Raw genomic sequence first — 21749 nt, forward strand, 5'->3', positions numbered from 1 at the left:
AGCAGTGAGCAGTGAGCAGTGAGCAGTGAGCAGTGAGCAGTGAGCAGTGAGCAGTGAGCAGTGAGCAGTGAGCAGTGAGCAGTGAGCAGTGAGCAAAATTAATTATTCGTGAATTAGTGACTAAACTTTCAAACAAAATACTCTCAAACAAAGACAACCTCCAAGTTATCTACGAAGACAACCACATCATTGTAGTCAACAAACGTGCAGGAGATATTGTACAAGGTGACAAAACTGGCGACAAGCCTTTGAGTGATGTTGTTAAAGAGTATATTGCTGAGAAGTACAACAAGCCAGGAAATGTATATTTAGGCACTGTACACAGACTAGACAGACCAACGACTGGTTTAGTTATTTTCTCTAAAACTAGTAAGGCATTACCTCGTTTAAATAAATTATTTGTGTCTAAAGACATCTCTAAAACGTATTGGGCTTTAGTAAAGAACAAACCAGAAAACAAGTCGGCTACTTTAACACACTGGCTTAAAAAAAATCCTAAAAACAATAAGTCTAAAGCACATAAAAATGAAGTTCCTGAAAGCAAAAAAGCTATTTTACATTACAAGATAATTAAGGCTTTAGATAATTATTTTTTATTAGAAGTGAATTTAGAAACAGGTCGTCATCATCAAATTAGAGTACAACTTTCTAGTATTGGTTCTCCAATTAAAGGTGATTTAAAATATGGTTTTGACCGAAGCAATAAAGATGCTAGTATAAGTTTACATGCTAGAAACATTAAGTTTGTGCATCCTGTGTCTAAAATTAAATTGGATCTCACTGCTCCACTACCAAACGATCCAATTTGGGATGCTTGCTTATAGCTTTAGAGTATCTATCACACGATAAGGGTACTCTAGTTTTAGTGTTGTGCCTTTATTAGGCTCGGAACTTAAGTTAAACTCAGAGTGTATAAGTTCTGCTCTGTTTTGCATATTTAAAAGTCCAGCTCCTTTTTCTGCTTTTGTAATATCAAAACCCAAGCCATCGTCTTTAGCTATTATTATTAGTTTATTTTTTTGATACTCTAATTCTATTTGTAATGTATTTGCTTTTGCGTATTTTACAGTGTTAGAAATAAACTCTTGTAATATTCTAAATAATATAATGCTGTCTTTATTATTACTAAAATATGACGATTCTCCTTTTAGAATTAAATTGGCAGTTAATAATTTTAATTTATTAAGTCTGTTAATTTCGCTAGACACCGACTCTTCAAAGCCTCGATTAACAATAACATCGCTATTTAAGCTTTTGGAGAGTAAGCGCAATTCGCTAAGTCCTTGTTTAACAATATCCTTAGTTTCTGTAAAAGGCTCTTTAATTGCCTCGCTTACTTGCATACTCATTACAGACATTTGCATATTTGCAACAGATAGTAATTGACCAATATTATCGTGTAATTCCTGACCAATATTTTTTAATGTTTGTTCTTGTATTTCTATTTGAGTTCTCGAAATTTCTTCTTCAAAGGCTTGTTGTTGCTTAATTTTATCTTTTAATAATTGGTTTTTTCTTTTTTGAAATACAATAAAAAATAAAATAACTAGTGTGGTTACAATCATCAAAACAGCAATCATATACACCAGTAAGTAACGCTCTGCTGCTGTAGAGACTTTTGGGTTTTGAAGTAATATGCAAATTACATTATTCATTTTCTTTTTCTGGTTTTGATACTATTAAACCTATCGTGAATGTAGTGTACATAAAAACAATTGCAAATAAGAATATTTGCCATTTTAAAATAATAAAACTCCAATCTGCCTCAGAAAAATAAACTTCATAAAATGTCATAGGTGTTATTATTAGCCAAAACACTAAAATGCCAGCACTAATATAAAATGTAAGTGATTTATAAAACTCTAAAACTTTATCTGATTTTAATAATTCAAAATAATATGAAAACACTAAAAATAGAATCACTAAAAGGCTAAAAATATCAATTATTTTAATGTAACCATTGTAAAGTGAATCCCAAGAAATAATTAAAGAATATAAGCATATTAAAATAAAAGAGAATGCAATAATTCTAATTGATTTTTTTATTTGAGAATTTTTTGAAACTTTATAATAATAAAAAGAGAAAAATAAAGGACTACCCATTATCCAAAATATTTGATACCACCAATAATTTTTTTCAAATATTGTACCTTTTAAAACTTCGTAGATATAATTTAATGAATCTTCGTTTTTAATAAGTTTTGTATAATTTCCTATATTTTCTATAATAACAGCATAGACTAAGAAGTAAACAAAAAAAACAGCAGCAGTGAACTTATATTTTTTAAATAAAAAAATACCAGTAACCGCTGCAATGATTTCTATTGATTTTGTAATATTTGTAAAATTATTTTGAATAAAAGATTCCAAAATATTAAATTTTACTGAGGATAATTATGGCTTGGTGGTGTTCCTCCCTGTCCCATATTTAAAGGTGGACCACCAGGAATATCACCTCCTTTTTGAGCTACAAATCCAGAGGCACCTCCTGGTAAGTTTTGTGTACCAGTTGGTACCATAAACACTGTAGTATAGCCTTCAGAGCCTTTTGGCGCATTATTGCCGTAAACACCAAGATAAATACGTACACCATCCATAGTATAATTTAGCTCGTTGCATTCATATTTCGCATAGGCTAAATATTTTTCCATATCACTATACGAAAACCAAACCGATCTGTTGTCTTCTGGTTTTACTGTATTAATTGCTGGTACACGATATTTTGTAAAATTGGCATCTAATGCTTTAGCTTCTGCAATAGTGATAATACCATTTGGTTTTGGTGGAGGAGCGATTGTTTCTGGGCCACCATCTGTAGCTTTACAACAATAAAAGTACATAATTAATGCACCGATAATTAAACCTAAAATAAGGCTTCCTAAATTTTTCATTTTTTTTTAGTTTATATAGTTAGTAATAATTAGTAGCAGTGGTTTTACTACTCGAAATTTGTATTAATTAATAAAAAAAATAATACTTAATTTAACTCATAAAGTGTAGTTTTTGATTAATAGCTGCACTAAAATAGTAAAAAAAAATGAGTGTGTACTTTTTTTAAACCTTAATAGTATTAAAATTATGGACTACAATAATGATAATTATATCAAATTAATCTAATTATAACTTTAAAAGGTATTATTGTGGATAATTAGCATTTGGCGGAGTACCTCCTCCTCCCATATCCATGCCTTTGGCATTTGGTATATCGCTATTTTTACCACCATTATTTTCGGTTGGCACCATAAAAATTGTAGTATAGCCTTTTGGGTCTGCTTTAGAGGTTTCTACACCTAAATAAAAACGTACACCATTTACGTTTTTGTTTTCTCGTTTAATAACTGCAATAAAATCTTCCATATCTTGTAAAGAATACCAAGAAGATCGATTGTCTGGTTTACCAGCTGCCAAATCGGTTTCTTTTTTACGTAGGTTGGTCCAATTGTCGTTAAGTTCTTGTGCTTCGGTTGCTGTAATAATTCCTTTTGGTGTTGACATTGATTTTTGTTTTAATAATTGGTTAATAGCGTTTTAAAATTATATTATTTTGTTGTTTAATCGTTTTGGTTATCCTAACCAACCATCGCGATCTAAACTTCGGTATTGTATGGCTTCACTTATATGTGTTCCGTTTATATCCTTAGTGTTTTCTAAATCTGCAATGGTACGTGAGACTTTTAAAATGCGATCGTAAGCTCTAGCAGAAAGATTTAAACGCTCCATTGCTGTTTTTAGCAATTGTTTGGAGGCTTCATCTAAAACACAGTGTTTTCTAATTTGTTTTGTATTCATTTGTGCATTATAATGTACACTATCTGAGGCTTCAAATCTAGTAGTTTGGATTTTCCGAGCTGCTGTAACACGTTTTCTAATTTCTACAGAGGTTTCTCCTTTTCTGTCGTCGGATAACTTATCAAAAGGCACTGGAGTAACTTCTATATGAATATCTATTCTATCTAACAATGGACCAGAAACTTTACTTAAATAGCGTTGCATTTCCGCAGGACTTGAGGTTACAGGAGCATCAGGATCGTTAAAATAGCCACCTGGACTTGGATTCATACTTGCAACTAGCATAAAGGATGATGGATAAGTGACTGTAAATTTTGCTCTAGAAATGGTAACTTCTCTATCTTCTAATGGTTGTCGCATAACCTCTAAAACACCTCTTTTAAATTCTGGTAACTCGTCTAAAAACAACACTCCATTATGAGATAATGAGATTTCTCCTGGTTGCGGATACGCTCCTCCTCCAACCAATGCCACATCACTAATCGTATGGTGTGGTGACCTAAAAGGACGTTGTGCCATAATCCCTGTATGTGCTTTTACTCTCCCAACCACACTGTGGATTTTTGTGGTTTCTAAAGCTTCATTCATTGTCATTGGAGGCAATATACTTGGTAATCGTTTTGCGAGCATTGTTTTACCAGCTCCTGGTGGACCAATTAAAATAATATTATGTCCTCCTGCTGCTGCAATTTCCATACAGCGTTTTATACTTTCCTGTCCTTTAACATCGCTAAAATCAAATTCTGGGAAATCTAAATTCTTTTCAAATTCTTTTTTAGTGTCTATTATTACTTGCTCTATAGCAACATCTTTATCGAAAAAATCGATGACTTGCTTAATGTTTTCTACGCCATACACCTCTAAACCATCTACAATTGCAGCTTCTTTTGCATTTTGCATTGGTAATATAAAGCCTTTAAATCCTTCTTCTTTTGCTTTTACAGCAATTGGTAAAGCGCCTTTTATGGGTTGTAAATTTCCATCGAGAGACAATTCTCCCATTATGAGATAACGTTCTAAATTTTCGGCTTTTATTTGCTTTGAAGCTACAAGAATGCCTAAGGCTAAAGTTAAATCATAAGCTGAGCCTTCCTTACGTAAATCTGCAGGAGACATATTTATTATAATTTTTTTACCTGGAATTTTATAACCATTGTTTTGTAATGCAGCTGCAATCCTAAAATTACTTTCTTTAATGGCATTATCTGGAAGACCTACCAAGTGATAGCCTATTCCTGAATCTACATTAACTTCTACTGTTATTGTAGTGGCTTCGACGCCAAAAACAGCGCTTCCAAAAACTTTTTTTAGCATAATGTTGGTTTAGAAACTAAATGTAGGAAAAATTGATTGTAACAAAAAACCTTTCAAGGTTTGAATCTTGAAAGGTTTTAGATTTATTGTATTTAAATTGTTTAATTAGAACGTCTTGCAATATCTAAATCGCGTTCGCATTGCTTTAAATCTACTCTATACCTGTCTAAGGCTAATTTATAGTCATCGATTGTTTTTTTTGCATCTTTTAAATTGCTAAGCTCTCCTTTAGCATCTTGCAAATCTGCATAAACAGCTACAATATTAGAATACATGTCATACTTAAAAGTAGAGTCTTTACTAGGAATTGTTTTCTGCAAATCCACCAATTTGGTACTAATTAATGAATTTTGGTAGCTTAGATTTTGGCCTTTTACATCTAGTGAGTCTATCATGCTTCGAATTGCAATCATTTCATTCGAAAAATTATCTTGAAACGCTAATTCTTTTTCAACAGCTTTAACTTGTTCTTTTAAAATTGAATTTTCTTTATTTGGCACTTTGTAATTAAAAAAAACGGCAAATAGTATTGCAGTAGTTGTTACAATAAAAAGTGCTAAAAATTTAAAAAAGGAAGCACGTCTTTCTTTACTATTTTTTGGTTTCATAAGGGTTTTATTTTTGGATTAGTATTTTAGTCTAAAAGGAAACTTCTTCTGCTTTTTACTTCTACATTATCTACAACTTCTTCTTTTACAAAGATATTTGAGTCAGATTTTTTTCCAATATAATCTAGTTCGTTTAATTTTTTAAATAGTGATAGCATAAGCTTAGAAAATGCCGATACTTTTAACAGTGCAGCGTTAATATCTGTATGTTCATATTTAATTTCTAACATGTCTATTAAAACATTTTCAAAAGCACCTTGGTTTAAATCACACCAATCTGTTAGGTAGTTTAATAATTCTTCTTTACCTGTACCAACATAAACATCTAAACTGCTTTTTATTACTCTAGCTAAACCAGCCAATTTATTAATCATAACAATTGGTGGTTGGTATTTATCTTGCATCCTAAATTCTGGAATGCTTCGGTTTAAATTTTCTAAAACACGTTGTGAGATGTGTAACACCATGTGAGCCAAATCGTTCTCTTGCTTTTTTTGATGTATTTTTTGAATTATATGCATGGAATAAGATTCCATTAAATTAAAATATGTTACTATTTCATTAAATGTGAACTTTAAATCTGCATGACTTTGAATGGAATTACATGGAGGAATAAAGTTTTCGACTAAAGTAGGAATACCATCTTTAACAACGACTTTACCTATGGTAATATGAAATAAGCCTAACTCTTGGTTAGACACTTCGGTTTTATTTAAAATATCTAGTTTATATTCTGGTAACACGTTAGGATGCCTTGGTGGTTCCTCGTTTGGGTCTGCATCACCAACAGGTACGCGTTTATAAGGGTTTACAGTAAGTATTATATAAAACTCATTATCCTCTTTTCCAATATCATATTGTTGTTTTAAAATAAAACCAGATTGTTCTAATAATGGCTTTGTTTCTTCAGAAATATTAATTTGGTAGCCTCCTAGAGTTACTGCTTTACATTTGTTTAATATTACCTCAATTGTACTTTGCCCATCAATTGATATTAATAAATCTATAGAGCTGCCTTGCTCTGAAAAATCTGGCAGTAAGCCATAACTTATTGGAGATATGTGATTTTGTTGTGCATTTTTTACGGCATCCATTACAGACTCTTCCAAACTAATAAAGTGGTCTTTATTAATTTTCATGCCATCTATCCAATTAACTCTATGTTTATCTTGTGGTTTCATTGTATGTTGTCTTTAAAATAATCCAAGTCCTTTTCTGTAATCTATAGTTAAATTGGTAATACAATTTGAGCCTTTTTCTCTAAAAAGTTCTAGCTTTTTTATTTTAATTCTGCGGTCTGCAATTTTTTCGCAAAGTAATAAAAACGTGGTGCTTTTTCCATTTGCAATAATTGGCTTATTTAAATCGCCACAAAAATACTCGGAAAATTGCTTTGGACTTAATTTTTCTTTAGAAACTAAAATAAGCTTGCTCTCAAAATCTTTTTTACTAATATAAGGCACTTGTTTTGGTGCTTCTGGCTTCTCTTCTACCACTGCTGGTTTATAGTCTATATCCCAATCTGGTTTAGCTGGTGCTTCAGGAATATCAAAAATAGTTTCCTTTACCACTTTAGTTGGCTTTACCACAATTTTCTTTTTTGTGATATACTCTAATTCACCATTAGTAATTAGAGATATGGTATAGGTACCTGGTTTTTTATAGGTATAACTTGCTCGTTCTGTTTTGGCATTTGCACTACTGGTTTCTCCAAAACGCCATTCCCAACTTGTGGCATTATCATTTTCTGATACTACACGTAAAGGCCTACCTACTTTAATGGTGCTTGGTAATTTAAAAATGGGAAATTTAGTAGAGTCTATAACAACCTCTTTTTCTGTAATTGTTATTGTTTCTGTATGTTCGCAAAAATCGTTTACTAATAGTTTTACTGTATATTCGCCAGGCGCTTTATAAGCATGAAATGGCTTTTGCTGGATAGAAATTGAGGACTCGTCTCCAAAATCCCATTGCCAGTTTTCGGCACTTTCTGTTAAGTCTTCGAACTTAATTAATGCACCTGTTGTTAAGTCTTTACTATTAATTTTAAAATCTACAGTGGTGCATGGCGAATACTTAGAATACCGATAAGCAAAAACTGTTACAGACACTAAAAACGCGCCTAAAAAGAGATAAATTATTGATTTATCTAAGTGATTCGAAGTATAATTTTTATTACCCATAATACTAATTTTATTGAGCACATTCGCAATAATGGAATGTTTAATTTACTATTTTTATTTTATATGGAAATATGTTTACCGATTTTTTTTCTAAAAAAAGTAGCAAACTACTGTTTAGTGAATCCCATTCGTTTGGTTCTAAATTTATAGATTTATTAGCATATAATTCGATTTCTATACATTGAGTAATTCCTTTATTTAAATCTATATTATTACTATATCCTTTTTTTATCTCTACTCGGTCTATTTTATTACTATACAGCTCAAAACATAATGCTTTAATGTCTTCCTTGGTCACAATTCGGTCTCTAGAAAGTAGTGAGCGTCTGTAGGCATTTAAGCGTTCGTCCATAGTTAAGCTATCTCGTCCATCAAAAGTAGTGGTCATTAAATAACTGCCTTTTTGTTTTAATCCAATAGCCTTATACACTTCTATATCGTTACCTGATTTTATGTTATTGGCTTCTTCTCCATTTGTAGTCCAGTACTCTATGATTAGGTTTTCTTTTTTACTGTAAGGTTCTAAAGTTACATAACTTGTTTCGGTTAAATTATCGTATTCTGTAGAAACCTTTTTTTCTAGCATTGAAATGAGTTGATTTAAACTTTTAAGATTGCCATGTAAAAAATCGTTATTTAAAAAAGAAAATGCTGCACTTTCATCTTTTAACAATTCAATTAAATGAGTTAAAAATTCTTTAGCACTACGTTGGTCTAATTTACCCACGTTATTTCCTCTAATTGTATAGTTTCCTTTGCCAGAATCTAAAACATCTTTAAGTTTTGGCAAGTAGGTTTGTCCATTAGTATTTACAATAGTTTTAATATCTAAAAAATGATCTTCAGTTTTAATAGGTATTATGTTTATAAAATTACGTATTTGGTAAGAAAACGTATTTAACTCTCTATTTAATACAGGAAACGCATTTAGAGAGCAAAACAAATTTTGCAAAACGGTGTTGCTAACTACGTTAGGAAATTCGATTTTAATCCATCGTATTCCTGGCTCTAAATCCAATTTGTTGAGAGCAATAAAATCATCTAACTCTTCAAAATTAGAAGTTGTAATTTTCTTTTTATCTTTAATACTAACAAAATGATCTTTGTAGTAATTTAAAGTGTGGTTGTTAATGTTTAATGTGTTTCTGGAGACGTCTTCAAAAATAGATTTTAAATTCCTTTTGTTTTGTGACGCACTATTGTAAAACCCTTCGCAAGTATTTATTTTTTTGCTAGCAGTACTCCACTTGGCATTTTTTAAATAATGGTAAAATAGGTTTTTATTTTCTACATCATTAAGTTCAAAATACAAAGACACATCTTCTAAAGCTAAATCATTTAGTGTACTTTCAATACCTAAATATAAATTAGAACTTGGCAACTGTGTTGTTGTATTAGCTTGGGTAAGACTTGTTTTTTGTTTCTTTATATCCAGTTCAGACAAAACATTTCCGCAAGCCAAATACTTAATATTTGCATTTATAATTTTAAAATCCTGAATAGGAGAAAAAAACAAGTTTTTTAAAGTTTGTGTGGCTTTATTTGTTGTTGTTTTCTTTTTAAAATAAAACTGATATTCTGGCTTAATTACTACAGAATCATCTACAGTATCTACATGTAAAATAGCATGAGCAGGTTTAGAACCTATAGCAGTTTCAGGAGTCATTAATTGCACTAATTTTTCTGTAACTCTATTTTGAGATTCGTTTAACTCTGCTTCTATTTTTAAAATCTCTGATGCACATGCCGAAATTAATAGAGATACCACAGGATCGAAAGAGGTTTCTATTTCATTAGCTGCAACTCCCCAAATAGAAGCCGCTTTTTTTAGCATTCGGTTTTTTATATGTTCAAAAGATTCTGTTTTCATTAACAACTAATTATTGGTAAGATAATGGACCAATGTAAAAAAACTCTACATACTTAAATGTTTCGTTAGTTTTTTTAACTTTTGCAGTAATAACAAGATCCACTCTTTTTTTTATTCTATTAATTATATTATTATTTAAAATTTCTTCTTGTTTAATTTTAGCAGAAACAGACACGTTTGCAAGCCTTTTTTCGTGTAATCGTATAGACTCTTCTAGCGAGTCTTTAATTAATGTTCTTATTTTATTAGAACTTTTTAAATTATCAAAATCAAGTTCCCAAATAGAACATCCAAAGGTCTCATCAAAACTACATTCTCCAAAAGAAGAGGTATTAATTAAATGTATATGATGCGCGATAGATTGCTTAATATCACACGTCTCATGCTCCTGTTTTGTGAAAAAACGAGCTGGTTTTAACGGAATATTATAATAGCGTTTACTCATCATAGTAGTTTAATTGATAAATATAGAATATTTTTATTTCATATTTTTTGCTTACACCTCATAATTAATATTAAGATTTCAGATTTTTATCTAAAACGGAAATTTCATACAATTTATAGATTAAAAAATTGTTATATCATTTAATTTCTTACTTTTAATTAATAAATATAAATCCATTAGGTTAACTAAATAAACCTAAAACACATAAATAATAAATATCCCTCAACATGAATAAAATTTTATTACCATTCGTTTTACTATTCCTAACGGCGAATGTACAGTCCCAAAATGTTTTTAAAGGCCTAGTCGTTGAAGAAGACACCTCAATGAATGTTACAGATGCCATAGTCTCTATAGAAGGTACAGCATTAGCAAAAAAAACAGATGCCAATGGAGCGTTTAACTTTTCGCAAAACTTACCAAATGGAGAGCATGTTGTTACTATTGAAAAAGAAGGCTATGTCACTAAATACCTTTTAATTGAAGTGTCTGCAGGTAAAAATGTTATAATGGATAACATTAAAATAGAAGTCACTAAAGACGAAAGAAAACGAAGAGAAAAAGCCTTAAAAGAACAAAAAAAACAAGAAAAGAAAGCTCAAAAAGAAAAAGAAAAACTACTTGCAAAGGCAAAAAAAGAAAAAGAAAAAAGAGATAAAGAATTAGAAAAAAAGAAGAAAAAACTCCAGAAAGAAAATAAAAACAAAAAAGAAGAAGAAGTAATTATTGCTCCAATTGAAGAAGAGAAAGAGCAAATAACAAAAGCTCCAGAAGTTACAAGCATACAAATTAAATACGGAATGAAGTTAGATGTTACTCCAGAAACACTAACAAACAAAAAACTTTACGAATTTATACAAGAATGGGAAGGCACAGACTACCTCTTAGGTGGCGAAACCGAAGCTGGTATAGATTGCTCATCGTTTACTCAAAGACTCTACACAGCTGTTTACGATAAATATATAGAGCGTACTGCTGAAAAACAATTTGATTCTGAGCTCACCAATAAATTTTTAGGAAAAGAATACCTAGAAGAAGGAGATCTTATATTCTTTAAAGGCTCTGGAGAATTTAAAAATACAATAAGCCATGTTGGAGTGTATTTACATAACGGAAAGTTTGTACATGCAACATCCTACACCAAAGATAATGGAATTAGAGGTGTAAAAATTAGCGAACTGGACAATAGTTTTTGGAAAAAAAGATTTGTTGCAGGTGGTAAAAGACCTAAAAGATAACACCACTAAATGAACACCAAAGAACTAGAACATATTTTTGAAGAACTCCTTTCTGTTTACCAAAACCTGAAAGCAGAAATAGTGGTTGCAGAATTACAAAAAAACTCTAGTCTAACACAAGATAATTTAGTAGTTAAAAACAAAAGTGCTTTTAGGCGTTCTCACAGAAGAGATATACTAAACTTAGGCTCTATTGAAGACAACACGCTCTTTTTAAACCTTAGTAGAAATGGCTTGTACGATCAATTACCAGAAGGTTTATTCCATACCAAGGATAAAACTAATAGTAAAACCTCATACCCAGAATTAAGAAAAACGTACAAAAAAGAAGAAGAAGAAGCAAGACATTTTTTTCTGCCATTAGAAAATGAGTTTTTTAATCAGAAATTAAATATTGAAAAAAAAGAGCAAGAATTATTAAATAATTTTATAAATTTAGATGACAATTTTTTAATAGACTTTTGGAAAATTGACCAATCTATCCCTAAAAAATATTTACTAAAATTATTAAAACTATTGCCTTATGCTTATAAAATAGCTGGCAATATTGAGCTTATGGAACTTTGTTTAAAAAATATTTTAAACAAAAAAGTGAAAATTAATAAAACGTATAATCCAAATCCAATTTCTAATCGTAACTTAGTTACAGACGAAGTTGTTTTAGGAACAAATTTTACATTAACTAAAAAAAACAACACTATTTTACAACCCTATTATCAAGTAGAAATTGGACCAATTGAAGAAGAAGAAATAATTGATTTTATTAGCAAGGATGGTATTTTAAAATTTGTAAATGTGTTTTATGATTATTTTTTTCCTATAGAAGTAAGTGTAAAAACAAAGTTGAAAGTAATTAATAACGATGGTTTTTTATTAAACCAAGATAAGCAACCCATAATGGGCTTATCAACAACACTATAAATAATCAAGCGTAAGCTTTATTAAATAAATAAATTAATTAATCCATTAAAATCAATTATTATGTCATTTAAAGCAAAACTAAATGTTGGAGGAAAAGAGTATAACGTTTTAAGTTGTGGTTACGAACTGCACCAAGAAACAGATGCAACTGGACGTCCATCTTCTATTACAAGAGGAGGAAAAATTAGACTAACAGTAGAATCTACATCAGATACAACATTATCGGATTGGATGTTCAATAACTTTGAGCGTAAAGACGGTTCTATAACATTTTTAAAAAGAGACACAGACGCAAAAGCTAAAGAATTAAAATTTACCGAAGCTTACATGGTAAACTATAGCGAAGAATTTGATCATTCAGGAGATAATCCAATGGCAGAAAGTATTGTGATTTCGGCAAAAAGCATCGGAATAGGTAACGGAGAACACATAAACGAGTGGGTTTAGTTTAGCGAATTCCTTACTATTACTAAATATAGAGTTATAAGGAGTGTCGTTTACGCACTCCTTATTTTTTCCCTCAATATTAACTCTTACAAACACCCTTTTATATGTCATTTTTAGCAAAACTTACTATTGACGACCAAGAGTATAATGTGTTAACATTTTCTTTTGATGTGTCTCAAAAAATACACAGCAACTCTGCTAGACCTTCTAGCATGCCTATAATAAACAAATTAAAAGTGGTTATAGAATCGCATAGCAATACTGGCTTTTTTGGATGGAGTATTAGTCCTTACGAACAAAAAGATGGAGAAATAATTTTCTATAAAAGAGATGCAATGGCAAGCTCCAGAATTTTAAAATTTTATGGTGCGTTTTGTATTAATTACAACGATGAATTTGATAATAATAGCGATAATCCAATGGTAACTAGTCTAATATTAGCACCAGAAAGTGTAGAGCTAGACGATAGTAAATACACAAATCCTGCAGTAGAAAAGTAAAATCACCACTAAAATATTAAGCTATGGCAATGTTATCTAAAACACAAATTAATATTAATAGTAGTGAACTTCCGTATTTTAGTAAGTGTATCTTACAACAAGAAATTGGTACACACCATATTATGGATTTGCAATGCCTTCTAGAAACTATAGAGCGCTTTTGCGAAACTACTAATCAACAAATTGAAGATTTACTTGGTGCGCCAATAACTATCGAAACTACATCTTATGCCGATTTAGGCTTTTTTGGAACTCTAAAGTTTAAAGGTATAATTACAGATTTAAACTTTAAAAAAGGAGTTTATGCAAGCGATGGAAATCATGTATTAATTACTGCAAAAAGTCCAACAATACTTTGTGACGATGGTCCGCATAACACCTCGTATAGTGATATGAGTTTTGTAGATATTATGCAGCAAAATTTTAATAATTATGATAGATCTAAGCTTAAAATAAACACACAAAACTCTAATCTTACAACACCATTAGCATATACAGTACAATCCAATCAAAGCTGTTTTAATTTTGCTCAACAAATGGCTGCCAGACATGGAGAATGGTTATATTATAATGGAGAAGAGCTGGTTTTTGGATTAAATCCAAACGATAAAGAAATAGAGCTAAAATTAGGAAGAGATTTACAAGACCTAAAAACTTCATTATCGCCTTTACCGCAAAATTTCAACTATTATACTAATAATTACTTGGTAGATGAAGTGCACGAAAAACCTTCAACCTCTGTAAATGCATCAAATAAAGATTATTTTAGCGTTGTAAATAGCAATGCTAAAGATTTATACTCCAATCAAACTAAAGTTTGGGTTAATATTCCAGACGATAATCAATCAAAAAACAATTTAAATACAGCTGTTAAACTTCAACAAGAAGCAATAGAAAGTAATCAAATAAAAATTACAGCAAGTTCGGACAATCCTGGAGTTATGTTAACCAACGTAGTAAGCGTTTTAAAAAGCCACTACAGAGTTACCAAAGTAACACACTCCTACTCCAACACTGGAGAATATAAAAATGTTTTTGAAGCCTCTTCATTAAATGTTAACGCTTATCCAAAAACAAATATTAATGCCATTCCTAAAAGCGAAACGCAGTTGGCAAAAGTTACAGAAAATGCAGATCCAGAAGGTTTAGGAAGAATTAAAGTTGAATTTGCTTGGCAAAAATCAATTGGGTTAACAACACCTTGGATTAGAATAGTAAGTCCACATACAGGAAACGATAAAGGCTTTCATTTCATCCCAGAAATTGGCGAAGAAGTCCTTATAGGTTTTGAAGGTGGTCATGCCGAAAAACCATACATGTTAGGCAGTTTATACCATAGTAACCAAAAACCAAGCAGCTGGAAAACAAATTCAAACGATATTAAAGCCATAAGAACCAGAAGTGGACATACCATAGAGCTTAATGATGCCAAAGGAGAAGAGAGTATAACCATTACAGATATTAATGGAAACATTGTAAATATAGATACTGCAAGCAATAATATAACCATTACTGCTTTAGAGAATATGACATTAAATTCTAAAAACATGCAAATTAATGTTGAAGAAAACTTAGACATTTCCGTAGGAAAAAATAAGACAGAAACAATAAACGAAAACAACAAAATCACTTCAGGAAATGAAGATAAGCAGGTAGGTGAAGCCATTAAAGTTATTAGCGCAACTTACAAACAAGAAGCACAAGAAATAACTACTGAAGCTAGTGGTGAAATAAAAACTAATGCTGGAGGTAAAATAACCATCGCTAGTGGAGAGACCGTAGAATATGGCGAATAAAACTGTACTTTACTATAACACAATTCTTTAATTATTATCTATATATGCCTCCAATTGGATTAACATCAACACCTGCAGGAGCAGAAGCTTCTCAAACCGCATTAACTGGCATTAATGTGCAAACCTCTACGGTATATGTTGGTGACACAGAATATGAAGAATTAACTCCTGAGGATAGCATTAATATAACTGCTGGTGTTTTTTTTGATGGCACACAAAATAATCGACAAAATGTTAATTCCCGATTAGCAAGAGAAAATAAAGAAAACGGATTGCCTTACAATTCAGAATTAGAGTCTCAATACATTTTTCAGGAAGGAAGTAGCTTTGAAAATGAACATTCCAATATCTCTAGAGGCGAACCTTTTTATCAAATAAAAGACGAAGAAAAAAACCAACAATTTTCTATTTATATTGAAGGAGCAGGAACTGCAAATGCCGAAGAAGACAACTTTTTTAATGGTGTAGCACAAGGCGAAGGCGAGCAAGGCGTAATTGCCAAAGCTAATAAAGGAATTAAAGAAACTGCAAATGAAATTATAAAATCATGTAAAAATAAAGGTGTAGAAAAAGTAAATAACTTATATATTGATACGTATGGGTTTAGTCGTGGTGCTGCAACAGCAAGGTATTTTGTGTACAGAATTACACGACGAAAAGGAGAAAAGAAAAAAAGTGGACCTAGAGGAAGACCTATTAATTGGAACGTAGATTGGGGAACTTTAGGCGAAGAATTAAAGAAATCTGGTATTGAAGTAAGGACTCTTACTATTCGATTTGTTGGATTATACGACACAGTAGCATCTTATGGTCTAAGACATGGAAATGATACCAGAGAGTTAAAATTAGATGTTATTGGTACAAAAGCAAATAATGTTTTTCAAATTGGTGCAGACGATGAACATCGAGCTAATTTTAGACGAACAAATATTGCTAGTGTACCTAAATCCAAAGGTTTAGAAGTTTTATTTCCTGGTGTACACTCAGATATTGGTGGAGGCTATAAAGATAACTCCGAAGAAAAGTTACTCGTCGTAGATCAATCACATTTTTTAAATAAAATGGAAAGAGAAAAACATCGCTTAGTAGAAAGTGGTTGGTATAAAGAGTCTCAACTCAATGTTAATACTTATAATGGAAATCTAGAAGCAACAAGAACAAATATTAGTAACAAATATAGTTATGTGCCATTACAATGCATGACAGAATACAGCCTGAATAAAAATATAGATTATTTACTGTCAGACCTTAAAGACAGTTATCCACTTAATAATCAATTTTTAATAGCAATCAAAACTGAATTAGATGGTTATATAGCAGGCACCAGAAAAAAAGTAGAATTCGATAATATTACAGATAGACCATTAATAAAAATTTTGCGTAATAATTACTTTCATTTTTCTGCACATTGGACACCTACCTTCTATGTACTACACCCAAATAAACCAACAGGAGATCGTGTAAGAGTTGTTAATCCTGGTTAAACTAAATTTATGTCAATTCATATTAAATTAATTATAACAGTAATTATTATAAGTCTTATTTCATGTAATAATTTAAACAAAGAGAAATACACTCAAAATATAGCTATGGAAAAATACGAATGGCGACCTACTGCAAATGCACCAAAATATTATCCTGCAGAAATAATATCTGGTAACTTTTACTTAGAGGACAACTCTAGCATATATATTCCAAAAGGACATACATTAATGTCTGGATGGGGAAAAACAGGAGCTACACATGTTGTAGGAGAAGACTTTAAAGCATTACCAAATTCTTTTGACATTAAATGGGTGTCGTATTTAGAAGAAAAATTCTATGGAGGAAGTTTTACACTTCCAATAGTTGAAATAAAGGAATTATTTAAAGAAGGTTATAAAGATATTTTAGGAAACCAAAACACCTTTTCAAACATAGTATTAGGTTTAGCTCCTGGAGGTGTAATCGTAATTTGGTTACATGGAGATAAAACTGTAGAAATAGGAAGATTTAAAGCCAAGGAGATAAAAATTTCTAAAGAAGAATATATTCCAAATGCAATATTAACTGTTGAGGAGTTTGTTAAAAGAAAGAAAGAACGCAGAATTAATGAAGACATTAAAGGTGCCATAGATCCAGATAATATACCTTTTGGTAAATGGGATAGTTATCGCACTAAGTATAATTGGAACCCAGCATTTGAACATAAAAACAAAGGCATACTTACTAAAATTTACATCAACTACTTCAACGGAGAAAACTTGTACACTTTAGCTAATGACAAATCGTTAAAAAACTATAGTTTAAAAGCAATACCTAAAGACATAACAATGTATTGGGAAGATCAAAACAACGACCTATTTGGAGGAAAAATCCTTTTTGAAGATAACGAACTACAAAAAGCCTTTAACACTCTTAGTGAAAGTCCAGAACAAACAGAACTTCAACTCCTGTTTCAAATCGATAAATATAATGGTAATATGGAAATTGTTTTAAAAAACAATACAGAAAGTATAAAACTAAATAAAGCTATAACTAAAATATTCGAAACCACTAAATAATAGTTCTTTTAAGCCTATATGAAAAACACTTTATCTCATACAAAAGAAATTTTAAAGCTTAATAGAGAGCGTAATACACGCTTCTATACTGCAGAGGTAATTAATACAACCATACAAGGAGATAAAAAAAACAATACCTCTATAGCTTTAGGATTTAACCTCACCTATTTAGGTTTAACAAACCAAAACACTTTACAATACAAACTTAAAGTGGATTATCGCTATTTTTTAAATGAAAAATTAAATGCTTTAAAAAAAATAAATAAAGCACAAAAATTAGCTGCAAAAATAGCCACAATTAATAACACTTTACATCTAGAACTAACTAACAATTTTAAGCTTTTAAAAGTTCTAAACACTTCAGAAATAAGAAGTAAATGGAACACACTAAAACCAGAAATTTTAAAAGATTTCCCAGATTTGAGTGCGATGGCTAGTGATTTCGATTGGCAGTTACAAGAGCAAAACATTCAGCAAATATACTTAAACGATAATTTTTATAATTTTTTCTTTCCAAGTATATTCAATTTAAATTTTGATGAAGCTATACCACTAATTAACAATAAAATCATCTCTAATGGTGTAGGTGAAATTGATATTCCTATCACAGAAAAAAAACACATTAAATTCGAAGATAGAGCTTTAACAAAAGCCATTGTTTTAACAGAAGCCGAAGTTGATGTAAATAGTAAACATTTCTCTTTACCAAAACTAAACACTTTTATTGGAGATTTAGATACTGTTGCAGGTAATAATTACGACTTAGATTTTAATTATAAAGGAAAATATATAGTTAATGCAGAATTTGGTGAAATAAATAAAGGCGAGCTCACTTACTTTTTTTCTGTTGGTGACGTATATAATAATAAAACAACTATCCATTTTAATCTAGAAAGCAATGAGTAGTAAAATATATGTTTTAGATGGAGCTATAGTTGAGTGTAATCAAGGATTTACACCTGCAAAATTATTAGTTACAGAAAACCAAAAAGTAAAAATACAAGGCAAATTTAAAGCAACAGATAGAGATGTGCAAGTCCCACAAACTTTTGGGCAATGCAAATTAAAGCCAACAAGTGGAGGCTATTTACCATGTATTCCTGGCTTACAGAAATGGACTAAAACCAGTAAAAAAACGACATTAGGAGGCTCTAAAAATTGGCTTTATGAAGATTCTGAATGTATGTGTGCTACAGGAGGCAAAGTTACAATTACAGATCCTACACAAATAAATTCTGCAGGCTCTGCAAAAGAAGAATTTAAAAACATTGCCAAAATGATTCCTGGTGCAATGATGGGAAACGATAAAGCACCAAAAGTCATCCAAACCTATTGGATGGATGAGAGTCGAACCAAAAGAGCAAGTAAAATAATGCGCTCTGAAAAAGCATCCATTTTTGTTAAAACCCAAAATATAGACGTAGGAGAAACTGTAGAGGTTATTATTAAAGAGAAAAAAGGCAAAGTCATAAATACTGGTAAAGACACACTAACCTACTCTGGTAAAGTTAAGGCAGATGGTACTGTTACGCTAGATTTAGTAGAATTAGAAACCATAGACAATACACAACAAAGTAGCCAAAGTAACGCAACAGCACAGCAACAAAACGCTATAAGCAGCCAAAATACTAGCGCAAACACTAATGAAAAAGAAATCTTAGAAACAGGTGTTGTAGAAAAAGGTAACCGAATTAATGAAGATGGAAAAATAATTATTGTAAACTCTAAAGGTAAACGTGCCTACGATTGGATTTATGCAGACCAACCTAGCGAAAAGCTAATGAAGGCAAATGGAATGACAGATTTTGACGTTACCAATATTAACCTTACCAAGTCCTACCCTACTTTATATCTTAAAGCAGAAATGAAAGCTGTTTTATGGGGATTTTCTGATATTGAAGATGGTTTTGGTAAAAATGGAATTGCCTTAGCTAACCATTTTTTTACAGGACAAGGACAAAATTTTATTTTTGATAATAGTTCAAATCCTGTTCGAGAAATAAAAGATTCAGCAAAATTTAAAAACGAATTTTTACCTAACTTAAAAAAAGAATTAGTGGACTGTTACAATCAAAATAAATACGTTTCAAAAAGCAATAACATTTATAGATTTTCCACTAGTCTGCCCTATTACAGTCCATTACAAGGCGCAAATCCAAACGTAAACGAAATAGCTACATTTGTTGGTGGCATGCAAGGCTGTCTGGCTAACTACCAAATAGTTAAAGAAAATGGAGAACTAAAGGCAGAAATATCAAACCTTACTTTTTTCGACACCTTTGGTGCAGGTTGGGAAGATGGTGGCGCAGATGGTGCTGCAAAACAATGGATTCCTGGTTTAGTGGCCATGTTTTGTTTACAGCATTTTAAAAATGTAAAAAATAAAACGTTATTTCAACCCTTTACAATACTTTTAAATGTAGAGCTATGAAAAAACAGAAAGCATTTTTATTAATTATTCTTGGTTTATTTCTCTCTTGCGAAACACAAAACACAGGTATGGACATACGTAATACTTCTATAAACGACTATCAGGCAAACTATATTTTTAATATAGAAAACACTATAAATGCCTTAAAAAAAATGAATGATTTTGCACTTAAAGATATAAAAGAGCAAAAGCATTTTATAGATTCAATTAAAAAAGAAACAAAAGCAAACAACAAACCTATTAGTTTTGAAGAGCGTTTAAACAGCACAACACTATCAACATCTCCAGAAGACATCATATTTTATACGCCACCCGAAACTTTATCAGATCGTGTTAGAGAAAAAGACATCGTGCTACATTATGCGTTAAACCCAAAAACATTTGCAATAAAAAACATTACAGTTGGTAATCGCTACACTAATAACAATACAGTTATAGAAGCAATTTTAGATAAAAATAATTGTACATTAGTAATAAATGAAAAAGAATTTACCTTAAATACATTACATAATGTATTACAAAAAGTAGAACACTTGCAATTCCAAAACAAGGCCATAAATTTTAACTACACTGTTAAAAATAAAGATAATAAGGAGTTTTTAGATATTATATATAAAGATAAAGGCACATCGCTTTTACTAAATTATAACTAAATAAGTATGAGTAGCTCAAGTCAATTAGATATTATAATAGATACTGTTAACGCAGCAGGCAGAACTTATACTTTTAATGAAACTTTAAAAGTAGAAGGAGAAGAAGCAGAAGTTATTACAGCCTATTTTGCCGAGAAAGTAATTGAGTACCCAGAAAAAACGCATGACGATACTTTTACCTATAAATTTAAAAGTAAAACAGCATTAAAAACTGCCGCACAAAAAACCGAAATCGCTAATATTATAAGAGGAAAATTAACTTTTGATGGTGATAAAAAATACACCAATAATCAAAAAATTATCGCTGCCTATACTAAAGAAACTCATGAAAAGGATGACGAAATTACCATTGTAGCTTTAAAAAAAGAGAAAAAAGAATACTATAAAAAAATTGCTGGTGCTCCAATGGGTTATCAAGTCTTTTTGGTTGCCGAAACTAAAAAACTAGATGGCAAAACCTTAAAAATAAAAATACAAGAAAGCAAAAGCCAAAATCAAGAAAAAAAAGACGTTTTAAAATTAGTTAAAGTAGAAACCGATGCATTACCAGTTTTAGTATTTGCTAAATTAGAAGACAAAACTACAACTACAGAAGTTAGTGATTGGATAGATATTGACATAGAAAAGCAAGACGGAAAAATTTTAAATAAAACTGAAGGCACAGATATTGAAGTAGGCATAAAAAAAATACAATTACGTCCAAAAACAGATAAAATGGCCTCTAAGACCGAAGATGCTATAAAAAGTTTTGAAGGTTGGCAAGAAGCACTTTATATACGTGAAGACGAAACCGAAGCAGGCAAAAAAGCAGTTAAAGATGCAGAAACAGCTAAAACTGCTCGAGATGCCGAAACCTTTACAACCTTAACCAGAGACGCAGATGCAGATAAAAAAGAAAATAAAATAAGTTTTCCAAAAACTATATCTGGTCCTAAAACCATTGAGATAGACAAAGTTGCTGTTTACACAATAAATACTTATGGTGCCAATGCAACAAAAGCAGACAAAAAC

22 protein-coding genes are annotated in these 21749 nt (G+C 30.8%); 12 read left to right on the forward strand and 10 right to left on the reverse strand.

Translation table 11 applies throughout. The annotated features are described in order from the left end of the window. The first annotated feature begins 116 nt into the window (after positions 1–116). Complete coding sequence (locus ACVC5O_RS01995; protein WP_452219790.1) at positions 117–824, forward strand: RluA family pseudouridine synthase; 708 nt, start codon at positions 117–119, stop codon at positions 822–824. Here the strand turns inward: ACVC5O_RS01995 and ACVC5O_RS02000 are convergent. From ACVC5O_RS02000 to ACVC5O_RS02045, 10 genes are all read right to left on the reverse strand, one after another. Next, positions 819–1655, reverse strand: a complete 837-nt coding sequence (locus ACVC5O_RS02000) for a sensor histidine kinase (RefSeq protein ID WP_452219791.1) — start codon at positions 1653–1655, stop codon at positions 819–821. The genes ACVC5O_RS01995 and ACVC5O_RS02000 overlap by 6 nt on opposite strands. Further along, positions 1648–2370 carry a hypothetical protein gene (locus tag ACVC5O_RS02005; protein ID WP_452219792.1) on the reverse strand — a complete coding sequence of 241 codons (723 nt, stop codon included), beginning with the start codon at positions 2368–2370 and terminating at the stop codon, positions 1648–1650. The genes ACVC5O_RS02000 and ACVC5O_RS02005 overlap by 8 nt, the downstream gene beginning before the upstream one ends. Positions 2371–2381: 11 nt before the next feature. Further along, complete coding sequence (locus tag ACVC5O_RS02010) at positions 2382–2891, reverse strand: hypothetical protein (RefSeq protein WP_452219793.1); 510 nt, start codon at positions 2889–2891, stop codon at positions 2382–2384. A 244-nt stretch (positions 2892–3135) separates the two neighbouring features. Then, positions 3136–3495 carry a hypothetical protein gene (locus ACVC5O_RS02015; protein ID WP_452219794.1) on the reverse strand — a complete coding sequence of 120 codons (360 nt, stop codon included), beginning with the start codon at positions 3493–3495 and terminating at the stop codon, positions 3136–3138. 69 nt (positions 3496–3564) lie between these two features. Next, complete coding sequence (locus ACVC5O_RS02020; RefSeq protein WP_452219795.1) at positions 3565–5103, reverse strand: YifB family Mg chelatase-like AAA ATPase; 1539 nt, start codon at positions 5101–5103, stop codon at positions 3565–3567. A gap of 101 nt (positions 5104–5204) precedes the next feature. Next, positions 5205–5711: a type VI secretion system transmembrane protein TssO gene (locus ACVC5O_RS02025; protein ID WP_452219796.1), complete on the reverse strand. Its 507-nt coding sequence runs from the start codon at positions 5709–5711 to the stop codon at positions 5205–5207. 26 nt (positions 5712–5737) lie between these two features. After that, the gene (locus ACVC5O_RS02030) at positions 5738–6892 is read right to left on the reverse strand and encodes a hypothetical protein (RefSeq protein WP_452219797.1); all 1155 of its coding nucleotides are present in this window, start codon (positions 6890–6892) and stop codon (positions 5738–5740) included. A 12-nt stretch (positions 6893–6904) separates the two neighbouring features. Beyond that, a complete protein-coding gene (locus tag ACVC5O_RS02035; RefSeq protein WP_452219798.1) occupies positions 6905–7894 on the reverse strand; it encodes a PKD domain-containing protein in 990 nt (329 codons plus the stop codon). A gap of 40 nt (positions 7895–7934) precedes the next feature. Continuing rightward, a complete protein-coding gene (locus ACVC5O_RS02040; protein WP_452219799.1) occupies positions 7935–9764 on the reverse strand; it encodes a type VI secretion system baseplate subunit TssF in 1830 nt (609 codons plus the stop codon). Positions 9765–9774: 10 nt separating this feature from the next. Then, positions 9775–10212, reverse strand: a complete 438-nt coding sequence (locus ACVC5O_RS02045) for a GPW/gp25 family protein (protein WP_452219800.1) — start codon at positions 10210–10212, stop codon at positions 9775–9777. Positions 10213–10436: 224 nt separating this feature from the next. Here ACVC5O_RS02045 and ACVC5O_RS02050 point away from each other — a divergent pair, with 224 nt between their 5' ends. From ACVC5O_RS02050 to ACVC5O_RS02100, 11 genes are all read left to right on the forward strand, one after another. Continuing rightward, positions 10437–11447 carry an NlpC/P60 family protein gene (locus ACVC5O_RS02050; protein ID WP_452219801.1) on the forward strand — a complete coding sequence of 337 codons (1011 nt, stop codon included), beginning with the start codon at positions 10437–10439 and terminating at the stop codon, positions 11445–11447. A 9-nt stretch (positions 11448–11456) separates the two neighbouring features. Next, a complete protein-coding gene (locus ACVC5O_RS02055; RefSeq protein ID WP_452219802.1) occupies positions 11457–12368 on the forward strand; it encodes a hypothetical protein in 912 nt (303 codons plus the stop codon). 60 nt (positions 12369–12428) lie between these two features. After that, entirely contained in the window at positions 12429–12815 is a 387-nt protein-coding gene (gene tssD, locus ACVC5O_RS02060) for a type VI secretion system tube protein TssD (protein ID WP_452219803.1), read from the forward strand. Between the two features lie 104 nt (positions 12816–12919). Then, entirely contained in the window at positions 12920–13315 is a 396-nt protein-coding gene (gene tssD / locus ACVC5O_RS02065) for a type VI secretion system tube protein TssD (RefSeq protein WP_452219804.1), read from the forward strand. Positions 13316–13338: 23 nt separating this feature from the next. Beyond that, positions 13339–15111: a type VI secretion system Vgr family protein gene (locus tag ACVC5O_RS02070; RefSeq protein ID WP_452219805.1), complete on the forward strand. Its 1773-nt coding sequence runs from the start codon at positions 13339–13341 to the stop codon at positions 15109–15111. A 44-nt stretch (positions 15112–15155) separates the two neighbouring features. Next, complete coding sequence (locus ACVC5O_RS02075) at positions 15156–16595, forward strand: T6SS phospholipase effector Tle1-like catalytic domain-containing protein (protein ID WP_452219806.1); 1440 nt, start codon at positions 15156–15158, stop codon at positions 16593–16595. A gap of 9 nt (positions 16596–16604) precedes the next feature. Then, positions 16605–17654, forward strand: coding sequence for a DUF2931 family protein (locus ACVC5O_RS02080; RefSeq protein ID WP_452219807.1), 1050 nt, complete (start codon positions 16605–16607; stop codon positions 17652–17654). Between the two features lie 18 nt (positions 17655–17672). Then, entirely contained in the window at positions 17673–18560 is an 888-nt protein-coding gene (locus ACVC5O_RS02085) for a hypothetical protein (protein WP_452219808.1), read from the forward strand. Beyond that, positions 18553–20085, forward strand: coding sequence for a PAAR-like protein (locus ACVC5O_RS02090; protein WP_452219809.1), 1533 nt, complete (start codon positions 18553–18555; stop codon positions 20083–20085). Before ACVC5O_RS02085 ends, ACVC5O_RS02090 begins: the two co-directional genes overlap by 8 nt. Continuing rightward, positions 20082–20738, forward strand: a complete 657-nt coding sequence (locus tag ACVC5O_RS02095) for a hypothetical protein (protein ID WP_452219810.1) — start codon at positions 20082–20084, stop codon at positions 20736–20738. The genes ACVC5O_RS02090 and ACVC5O_RS02095 overlap by 4 nt, the downstream gene beginning before the upstream one ends. A 6-nt stretch (positions 20739–20744) precedes the next feature. Continuing rightward, the coding region (locus ACVC5O_RS02100; protein ID WP_452219811.1) for a hypothetical protein at positions 20745–21749 on the forward strand (1005 nt) is incomplete at its 3' end.

It is taken from the genome of Lacinutrix salivirga (assembly GCF_053604675.1).